Genomic DNA, 5,609 nt, shown 5'->3' with positions numbered 1-5,609 from the left:
ACCACCGACGAGAACGGCCGCGGCCTCTTCCTCGTCTCCCAACTCTCCCGCCGATGGGGCTCACGCCCGATACCCGGTGGCAAGGTCGTCTGGGCAGAGCAAGAGCTCATCTCGGCGTTCGGCAAGAAGCCGGACCCATGACCCCCGGTCGGCCGGTTCTCCGGATGCGCCTGTCCGGATGTCGGCGTACAACCTCGGCTTCCCAGTCGCGTGCGGATGAACGTCCCCCGTTGATGGTTCGCGCTTCTTGGTCCGGCTGGGGGCGAGATCACGAGTTCGCCTCTGCTGCAGGCGGCCAGAGGTGGCCCAGGCAGGATGCTTCAGTACAGATCTTGAGAGTGGTGGGCTGCGTTCCGGGGACGCCTCTGACAGCGGCCGCGCTCAACACCGGCGGCAGTGGCCCGAGTCGGGGGTCAGGGCACTCGGTCGCAGTCCAGCGCCCCGGCCCAGTGCAGCAGTTCGGGATCGGCGAGACTCGTGCCCAGCCAATCGTGGTCGAGGTCGATTCCGGCAAGGGACGGTACGACGGCGATGTGGAGCCCGGCGGCACGCGCGGACGCGATACCCGTGGCCGAGTCCTCGAAGGCAACGCTGCTCGTCGGGGCGACGCCGAGTGCTCGGCACGCCATGAGGTAGAGATCCGGAGCGGGCTTCGGAGACCGCACCTCGTCGGCCGCGAACGAGTGGGCGAAGAAGTCGGTGAGTCCGGCCGATCGCAGCGCCGTTTCCAGGAGTTCTCGCGGGCTGTTGCTGGCGACGGCGACGGGGACGCGCTCCTTGCAGGCGCGCACCAGCTCCATCGCCCCGGGGAGGGCCGTGGCGCCGCGGGCCAGCTCCCCCCGGACCCTTTCGAAGAGTTCGGCGGCGAGTTCCTCGCCGGCCCCGGGCCGTCCGAAGTGGTCGGCCATGGCCTTGCCCGCGGCTCCCAGGGTCCGGCCGATGACGAGGGCCTTCTGCGCGGGGCCGAAAGGCCGGCCGTGAGCCGCGAAGATCGCGGTTTCCGCCACGGTCCAGCAGTCTTCGGTGTCGACCAGGAGGCCGTCGCAGTCGAAGACCACGGCCTCCGCTCCGGTGGGAAGCGAGCGCATAGGCGTCCCCTTCGACTCGAGTGTGAACGGTTCGAATCGGTGTGCACGGTTGGCCCGCTCCGCGTCCGCCACAGCAGGTGATCAAGACCGATCACCCTAGAGGGGACGGCATCGAACTTCCATGTTCCTGCCCGGAATCGGGCAGGAATCGCCCCTGTGAAGGCTCCGGGGGATCGTGAGCGGCACCGAGCCCGGCGGGACTACGCGCGGCGTCACCCGCGGTGACGTCAACTGCGCGCAGTCGGGCAGCGGCAGGAGGCGGAGCCGCGGCGCACGCAATGTGAAGACGGCACGCGAAGTCGGCGCGCGAAGTCGGCAGAAAGCGGCGCGGACTCCTGCGCGGTGGGACGGCCCGGCGGGGGCCGGTGTAGCAGTGGCTGCCATTGCGGCGCAAGATGGAAAGTGCCCCCGAAACGCTCGCCGAAGGTGCCGGTGGGCCGTTGCGGCTGCCGCAGGCCGGGCCGCGGCGAGCCGTGCGGTGCGCATCCGGGAGGGACCTCGGCGTTTCTCCCTTCCGGGCGTCCGAGCCGAAGGATTCCCACCCCAGGAGGTCCGATGGTGGAGGAAGAGTCGCGGCTGCGCGAACTCGCAGACCGTGTGCGCACCGCCGACGTCGTCGACGCGATGGGACGTGCCCATCGGCATCCGTGCCATATGGTCGACCTGAAGAGCCCTACGCCGGATCGCCTGCTGTTCGGCCCGGCGATCACGATTTCCTATATGCCGTCCTGCCAGAAAGCTCTCCCGCCCGACCGGTACAATTTCTCCGCGCTTTTCCAGGAGGCCGTCCGCGACGGCGGACAGGGACGGGTGCTGGTGCTGGCGAGCAACGGGTATCCCGACGCGTCGCTCGGCGGCGGCGGCAAGCTTTCCCGGCTCGCCGCCCACGGACTTGCCGGAATCCTGACCGACGGTCGCCTCCGGGATTTCTCACAGCTTTCCGAGTGCGGGTTCGCAGTCTATTGCGGAGGCGAATCCGTGCGCTGGGGCGGGGACACCATAACGCCGTTCGAGGCGAACCGGCCCGTGCTGGTGTCGGGTGTGGCAGTACGTCCGGGCGATTACGTCTTCGCCGATTCCTCCGGGGCGGCGGTCATCCCCGCGGCAGAAGTTCTGCAGATCCTGGAAGAAGCCAATCGTGTGGTGATGGACGAAGCGGAATTCGCCGAGGAATCTCGCAAGGAGGGCGCTTCAGGATACGAACCCGAGGAATAGCCAACCAGCAGCACCTGACGAAGCCGCGGAAGCCGGACCGCGGCCCGATGCCGATTGGGCCCCCGATGCCGGCGTCACAAGACGGAAATCACCGGTGATACGCCGCTCGTCACACGGAGCAGAATGCGGATCGACGTGATCGGAGGAGCACGTCACGGCTGTCTCCGGCGCTCGGTGAGCCCGGGTCCGCAAGGTCGGTGCGCCCCGATCCGGCACATGCCGTCACAGAGAGGTCCTGCCATGCAAGCCATCGCCGTCCGAGACCGTGCCGCCGGCATCGGTGGGCTCTCCTTGACGGAGCTGCCGTATCCGCACGCCGCCGAGAACGACGTCGTGGTGCGCGTGCACGCCGCGGGGTTCACGCCCGGGGAGCTCGACTGGCCGGGAACGTGGGAGGACCGCGCGGGCCGCGACCGGACTCCGAGTGTGCCCGGACACGAGCTGTCGGGTGTCGTCGCCGAACTCGGCTACGGAACGACCGGTCTCACCGTCGGCCAGCGGGTGTTCGGCCTGGCCGACTGGACCCGCAACGGCTCACTGGCCGAGTACGCCGCGGTGGAGGCCCGCAACCTCGCTCCGCTCCCGGCGGACGTCGACCACGCCCAGGCCGCCGCACTGCCGATCTCGGGGCTGACCGCGTGGCAGGGCCTGTTCGACCACGGGCGGCTCACGACGGGGCAGACGGTACTGATCCACGGCGCGGCAGGCGGTGTCGGCTCTATCGCGGTGCAACTCGCGCGCGAGGTGGGAGCCCGGGTGATCGGCACCGGCCGGGCCGGCGGCCGGGACAGGGCACTCGGTCTCGGTGTGGACGTCTTCCTGGACCTGGAGGCCGACCGGCTGGAGGACGCCGGCGAGGTCGACGTGGTCTTCGACGCGATCGGCGGTGAGGTGCTGGACCGCTCGGCGGCGCTGGTGCGCCCCGGTGGCACTCTCGTCGCCATCTCGATGCCGCCCACGGTCCGTCCCAGGGACGGGCGGGCCGTCTTCTTCGTCGTCGAACCCGATCGCGCGCGGCTGACGGACCTTGCCCAACGGCTGCGGGACGGACGGCTCGAACCGGCCGTCGGGGCCGTGCGCCCCCTCGCCGAAGCACCCGCCGCGCTGGCCTCGGGCCGGGGCACCGCCGGCAGGACCATCATCCGGATCACCGAGGACTGAGGGTGCGTTCCACCTCCGGAGGGCGCTTTGCATTGGAGGGTGCGTTCCACCTCCGGAGGGCGCGTTGCGGTGTGAGGGCACCGCCGGAGGGCGCGTTGCGGTGTTGCGGGTACGTTCTCCGCGGCCGAAGTCGCCTTGCGGGCGTTGGGGGCGTCACCGCCGCGCGGGTCGTACGAAGCGGCCGTACGACGCCGGTGTCATACCGCACGACGCCGGTGTCATGCCGCTTCTCCGCTCCGGTCCCGATCCCGGTACGTCTCGAGGATGCGCAGCCAGACCTCACTGATCGTCGGGAACGCCGGGACGGCGTGCCACAGCCGCTCCACGGGAGCCTCACTGGCGATCAGCACGGTCGCCGAGTACAGCAGTTCCTGGACCCCGGGACCGACGAAGGTGACGCCGACGACGGTGCCGCGGTCCCGGTCGATCAGCACGCGTGCCTTCCCCCGGTAGCCCTCCGCGTACTGGACCGCTCCGGCGACCCGGCCGATGTCGTAGTCCACCACGTCGACCCGGCGGCCGGTGCGTTCCGCCTCCATCGTGGTCAGACCCACGTCGGCGACGTCCGGGTCGGTGAAGACGACTTGGGGCACGGCCTCGCTGTCGGCCGTCGCGGCGTGTGCGCCCCACCGGCCGTCGTCCAGCGGCTCGCCCTTGGCACGGGCTCCGATCACCGCGCCCGCGATCCGCGCCTGGTACTTGCCCTGATGCGTCATCAGGGCCCGGTGGTTGACGTCTCCGACCGCGTAGAGCCAGCCGTCGGCGACTTCTGTCACGCGGTACGAGTCGTCGACGGGCAGCCAGCCCCCCGGGGTGAGACCGACCGTCTCCAGTCCCAGCTCCGCGGTGTGCGGCGCCCGCCCCGTCGCGAACAGGATCTCGTCCGCGGCCAGCGGTTCACCCGGCGCCAGGGAGACCCGCACGGGGCTGTCCGCGCCGTCCTCCCGCACGACGCCCGTCACCTTGGTGCCGAAACGCAGGTCCACACCGGCCTCCCGCAGGGCTTCGGCCACCATCTCCCCGGCGAACGGCTCCATCCGGCTGAGCAGTGCATCGCCCCGGACCAGCATGGTCACCTGGGAGCCGAGTGCCTGCCATGCCGTGGCCATCTCGACGGCGACCACACCGCCTCCGACCACGGCGAGCCGGTCCGGCACGTGCCGGGCGGACGTCGCCTCGCGGTTCGTCCACGGACGCACCTCGGCGAGTCCCGGAAGGTCCGGGAACGCCGTGACCGTACCGGTGCACACCGCCACGGCGTGCCGGGCGGTCAGACGGACCGTTCCGCCCTCCTTGGTGTCGACGACCACCTGCCGCGGCCCGTCGAGCCGGCCGCGGCCCCGCACCAGATCCACGGACACCGAATTGAGCCAGTCGACTTGGTCGTCGTCCGTCCAGTAGACGCACATCTTGTCGCGGTAGGCGAAGACCGCGGGGACGTCCAGGGGGCCCTCGACCGCCCGTCTCAGCCCCGGTACGCGGCGGGCGTCGGTGCGTGCCACCACCGGCCGCAGCAGTGCCTTGCTGGGTTCGCACGCCCAGAACGAGCACTCCCCGCCCAGCAACTCGTTCTCCACGATCACCGAGGTGAGCCCGGCGGCGCTCGTACGGTCGGCGACGTTCTCTCCCGTAGGGCCGGCGCCGATGACCACGACGTCGTAGACGCGCGAAGTGTCGCTCATTGCTACTCCAGCTTGTCTGCCGGCCTCGGCCGAGGACGACGGCCGATCGCTGCGTGGACCCTCATCCGTTCCGTCCCACCGGTGAACCGTGCGCACACTCCGTGGCCGCCGTGTGTCGGTCGACCACGCACCGTCGCCACCTCTTCTTTGCGATGGAACGCAGCCCCTGTTCGCGAGGCACCTCGCCCGCCCCCGTCTCACACGGACCGGCGGATGCGTTGCCGCGCAGCACCCCTCCATCTTGCTCCAGCGGCAGTGGCATCGCCTGGTGAAGCCTCATCCGGTACGGGTACGGGACCGGTACGGGACCGATCCCGGGATCCTCGGACGCCTGCGAGCGTCAGCCCTCGGCAGCGAGGCTCTCTTCCGCCCAGACGACCTTGCCACCGGGTATCGGGCGTGAGCCCCATCGGCGGGAGAGTTGGGAGACGAGGAAGAGGCCGCGGCCGTTCTCGTCGGTGGT

General features: G+C 70.5%; 6 protein-coding genes. 3 read left to right on the top strand and 3 right to left on the bottom strand.

What is annotated here, in order from left to right:
- The coding region (locus BLT82_RS38940; protein WP_143041601.1) for an ATP-binding protein at nt 1–141 on the top strand (141 nt) is incomplete at its 5' end.
- A gap of 272 nt (nt 142–413) precedes the next feature.
- Here the strand turns inward: BLT82_RS38940 and BLT82_RS36115 are convergent.
- Nucleotides 414–1,088 (bottom strand): HAD family hydrolase, encoded by a 675-nt coding sequence (locus BLT82_RS36115; RefSeq protein ID WP_093662681.1) that lies wholly within the window; start codon nt 1,086–1,088, stop codon nt 414–416.
- 555 nt (nt 1,089–1,643) lie between these two features.
- Here BLT82_RS36115 and BLT82_RS36110 point away from each other — a divergent pair.
- Together BLT82_RS36110 and BLT82_RS36105 are read left to right on the top strand one after the other, a co-directional pair.
- Complete coding sequence (locus BLT82_RS36110; protein ID WP_093662679.1) at nt 1,644–2,303, top strand: RraA family protein; 660 nt, start codon at nt 1,644–1,646, stop codon at nt 2,301–2,303.
- 240 nt (nt 2,304–2,543) lie between these two features.
- Nucleotides 2,544–3,464, top strand: coding sequence for an NADP-dependent oxidoreductase (locus BLT82_RS36105; protein ID WP_093662677.1), 921 nt, complete (start codon nt 2,544–2,546; stop codon nt 3,462–3,464).
- 218 nt (nt 3,465–3,682) lie between these two features.
- On the opposite strand, the gene BLT82_RS36100 is transcribed toward BLT82_RS36105, so the two are convergent.
- Entirely contained in the window at nt 3,683–5,146 is a 1,464-nt protein-coding gene (locus BLT82_RS36100; RefSeq protein ID WP_093662675.1) for a dihydrolipoyl dehydrogenase family protein, read from the bottom strand.
- A gap of 340 nt (nt 5,147–5,486) precedes the next feature.
- Nucleotides 5,487–5,609 (bottom strand): ATP-binding protein (locus BLT82_RS38935; RefSeq protein WP_143041600.1); only part of this gene is annotated, 123 nt, incomplete at its 5' end.

The sequence above is a fragment of the Streptomyces wuyuanensis genome (assembly GCF_900103455.1).
GTDB classification, from domain to species: domain Bacteria; phylum Actinomycetota; class Actinomycetes; order Streptomycetales; family Streptomycetaceae; genus Streptomyces; species Streptomyces wuyuanensis.
This window is presented reverse-complemented; position numbering and strand designations above follow the sequence as displayed.

Excerpts from the sequence above, each read along its gene's own strand:
- BLT82_RS36100 (WP_093662675.1), bottom strand. The coding sequence starts at position 5,146 with ATGAGCGACACTTCGCGCGTCTACGACGTCGTGGTCATCGGCGCCGGC.
- BLT82_RS36105 (WP_093662677.1), top strand. The coding sequence starts at position 2,544 with ATGCAAGCCATCGCCGTCCGAGACCGTGCCGCCGGCATCGGTGGGCTC.
- BLT82_RS36110 (WP_093662679.1), top strand. The coding sequence starts at position 1,644 with ATGGTGGAGGAAGAGTCGCGGCTGCGCGAACTCGCAGACCGTGTGCGC.
- BLT82_RS36115 (WP_093662681.1), bottom strand. The coding sequence starts at position 1,088 with ATGCGCTCGCTTCCCACCGGAGCGGAGGCCGTGGTCTTCGACTGCGAC.